We start from the raw sequence: 3,451 nt of genomic DNA on the forward strand, positions 1-3,451 counted from the left end.
CTGGTGGCGTGCGGTGCGATCCAGAATTTCTCCGGTATCCACGGGGTCGGCCAGTTCATGGGCGGCTCGCAGCAGTGGAACGGTGGTGCGGTCGCTTCGCAGGAGGCGATCAAGGAGCTGGGTACCAATGGTGGTGGTTATTTCAACGCGAACTCGGCCCACCCGTTCGAGAACCCCAACGGGCTCTCGAATCTTCTTGAGATCTTCCTGATCCTGGTCATTCCGTTCGCGCTGACCCGCACTTTCGGCCGGATGGTCGGTTCCCTCAGGCAGGGTTACGCGATCCTCGCGACCATGGCCACTATCTGGCTGGGTTTCACCGCGTTGATGATGTGGACCGAGTTCCACCATGGTGGGCCGGCGTTCGACATCGCGGGTGGGGCGATGGAGGGCAAGGAGACCCGGTTCGGGGTGGGTGGTTCGTCGATCTTCGCGGTGGCGACCACGCTGACCTCGACGGGTGCGGTGAACTCGTTCCATTCCTCGTTCACCGGTTTCGGTGGTGGTATCACGATGCTGGGTATGCAGCTGGGTGAGATCGCTCCGGGTGGTACGGGGTCGGGTCTGTACGGCATGTTGATCATGGCGATCATCGCGGTGTTCATCGCGGGTCTGATGGTCGGCCGTACGCCGGAGTATCTCGGGAAGAAGATCGGGACGCGTGAGATCAAGTTCGCGGCCTGTTACATCCTGATCACCCCGGCGCTGGCGCTGTGCTTCACCGCTGCGGCGATGGCTCTGCCGACTCCGGTGAACTCGATGACGAACTCCGGTGCGCACGGGTTCTCCGAGATTCTGTATGCCTACACCTCGGGTGCGAACAACAACGGTTCGGCGTTCGCGGGTCTGAACGCGGACACGCAGTGGTTCAACACCACGATCGGGCTCGCGATGCTGCTGGGCCGGTTCCTGCCGATCGTGTTCGTGCTGGCGCTGGCGGGTTCGCTGGCTGAGCAGAGGCCGGTCCCGGCGACCGTTGGCACCCTGCGGACGGAGAAGCCGCTGTTCACGGGTCTGCTGGTCGGCACGATCCTGATCGTCACCGGTCTGACCTACTTCCCGGCGCTCGCGCTGGGACCGCTGGCCGAGGGGCTGGCGTCATGACCACTCGCACAGAGAAGCAAGAGGACTCGATGTCCACCATCACTGCGACCCGGGCGCCGCACCAGGACGCGCCGACCGGCCACAAGGACGAGGGACGCGTCGGCGCGGGTCTGTTCGATCCGAAGCAGCTGCTCAAGTCCTTCCCGGACGCCGTCAAGAAACTCGACCCGCGGGTGATGGTCAAGTCGCCGGTGATGTTCGTGGTGCTGGCCGGTTCGGTGCTCACCACCGTTCTGGCTGCCCTGGACCCGACGGACTGGTTCGGGTGGGCGATCGCCGGGTGGCTCTGGCTCACCACGATCTTCGCCAACTTGGCGGAGGCGGTCGCCGAGGGCCGCGGCAAGGCCCAGGCCGACACGCTGCGCAAGGCGAAGACCGACACCGTCGCGCGCCGGCTGTCCAGGGACGGCAGGACCGAGGAGCAGGTGCCCGGCACCGGTCTGCGTATCGGTGACCTGGTGGTCTGCGAGGCCGGTGACATCGTCCCCGGCGACGGTGACGTCGTCGAGGGTGTCGCCAGCGTCGACGAGTCGGCCATCACGGGGGAGTCGGCGCCGGTGATCCGGGAGTCGGGCGGCGACCGCAGTGCGGTCACCGGTGGCACGAAGGTGCTCTCCGACCGCATCGTCATCAAGATCACCACGAAGCCCGGTGAGACGTTCATCGACCGGATGATCAGTCTGGTGGAGGGTGCCTCCCGGCAGAAGACGCCCAACGAGATCGCGCTGAACATCCTCCTCGCGTCCTTGACGATCGTCTTCCTGCTCGCGGTCGTCACTCTGCAGCCGTTCGCGATCTACGCGGGACAGCGGCAGTCGATGATCGTGCTGACCGCGCTGCTGGTGTGTCTGATCCCGACCACGATCGGTGCGCTGCTCTCCGCGATCGGGATCGCGGGCATGGACCGCCTCGTCCAGCGCAATGTGCTCGCGATGTCGGGGCGCGCGGTCGAGGCTGCCGGTGATGTGTCGACGCTGCTGCTCGACAAGACCGGCACGATCACCCTCGGCAACCGGCAGGCCGCCGAGTTCGTGCCCGTCAAGGGCACCACGCAGGCCGAGCTGGCGGATGCCGCCCAGCTCTCCTCGCTCGCCGACGAGACGCCCGAGGGCCGCTCCGTCGTCGTACTGGCCAAGGACGGGTACGGGCTTCGCGAGCGTCACCAGGGCGAGCTTGTCGGGGCCGAGTGGGTCGGCTTCACCGCACAGACCCGTATGAGCGGGGTGGACGTCGAGGGACGCAGGATCCGCAAGGGTGCGACCGGCTCGGTGCTCGCCTGGGTCGAGGAGCGGGGCGGCACCGTCTCGCCGGACGCCCGCACGCTCACCGACCGGATCTCCCAGGCCGGTGGCACGCCGCTGCTCGTCGCCGTCGACGACGAGCGGGGCGCCCGGGTCCTCGGCGTCATCCATCTCAAGGATGTCGTCAAGGAAGGCATGCGGGAGCGGTTCGACGAGCTGCGCCGGATGGGTATCCGTACCGTGATGATCACGGGCGACAACCCGCTGACCGCGAAGGCCATCGCCGAGGAGGCGGGGGTCGACGACTTCCTCGCCGAGGCCACGCCCGAGGACAAGATGGCCCTCATCAAGCGTGAGCAGGCGGGCGGCAAGCTCGTCGCGATGACCGGTGACGGTACGAACGACGCGCCCGCGCTCGCTCAGGCCGATGTCGGCGTGGCGATGAACACCGGTACCTCGGCCGCCAAGGAGGCCGGGAACATGGTGGACCTGGACTCCAACCCGACCAAGCTCATCGAGATCGTCGAGATCGGCAAGCAGTTGCTGATCACCCGCGGTGCGCTGACGACCTTCTCGATCGCCAACGACGTCGCGAAGTATTTCGCGATCATCCCGGCGATGTTCGCGGTCGTCTACCCGGGCCTGGACAAGCTGAACATCATGCAGCTGTCCTCGCCGCAGTCCGCGATCCTGTCCGCGGTCATCTTCAACGCGCTGATCATCATTGCGCTGGTGCCGCTCGCTCTGAAGGGCGTGCGTTACCGGCCGAGCAGTGCCGACTCGATGCTCCGCCGCAACCTCGGGATCTACGGACTCGGCGGCCTGATCGCCCCGTTCATCGGCATCAAGATCATCGACCTGATCCTCTCCCTCATTCCCGGAATCGGCTGATCGCGATGAACAACTCTTTCAACAGCACCGCAAGGCTGGTCGGGGCGGCGCTCCGGGCCCTGCTCGTCCTGACCGTGGTGACAGGCGTCCTCTATCCGCTCGCTGTCACCGGGGTGGGCCAGGCCCTGTTCAACGACAAGGCCAACGGGTCCGAGATCAAGTCGGGGGGCAAGGTCGTCGGCTCCGAACTCATCGGCCAGACGTACAACCTGCCG

Annotated in this window: 3 protein-coding genes; all 3 read left to right on the top strand. The window is 66.3% G+C overall.

Going from position 1 to position 3,451, the window contains the following annotated elements:
* Positions 1-1,104 (top strand): potassium-transporting ATPase subunit KdpA (gene kdpA, locus ACIA8E_RS41585; RefSeq protein WP_399307263.1); only part of this gene is annotated, 1,104 nt, incomplete at its 5' end.
* Positions 1,101-3,236: a potassium-transporting ATPase subunit KdpB gene (kdpB, locus tag ACIA8E_RS41590; protein WP_399307265.1), complete on the top strand. Its 2,136-nt coding sequence runs from the start codon at positions 1,101-1,103 to the stop codon at positions 3,234-3,236. The genes kdpA and kdpB, both read left to right, overlap by 4 nt.
* A gap of 5 nt (positions 3,237-3,241) precedes the next feature.
* Positions 3,242-3,451, top strand: a 210-nt coding sequence (locus ACIA8E_RS41595) for a potassium-transporting ATPase subunit C (RefSeq protein ID WP_399307267.1), incomplete at its 3' end; no start/stop codon positions are given.

The sequence above is a fragment of the Streptomyces sp. NPDC051664 genome (genome assembly GCF_044453545.1).
GTDB lineage: Bacteria > Actinomycetota > Actinomycetes > Streptomycetales > Streptomycetaceae > Streptomyces.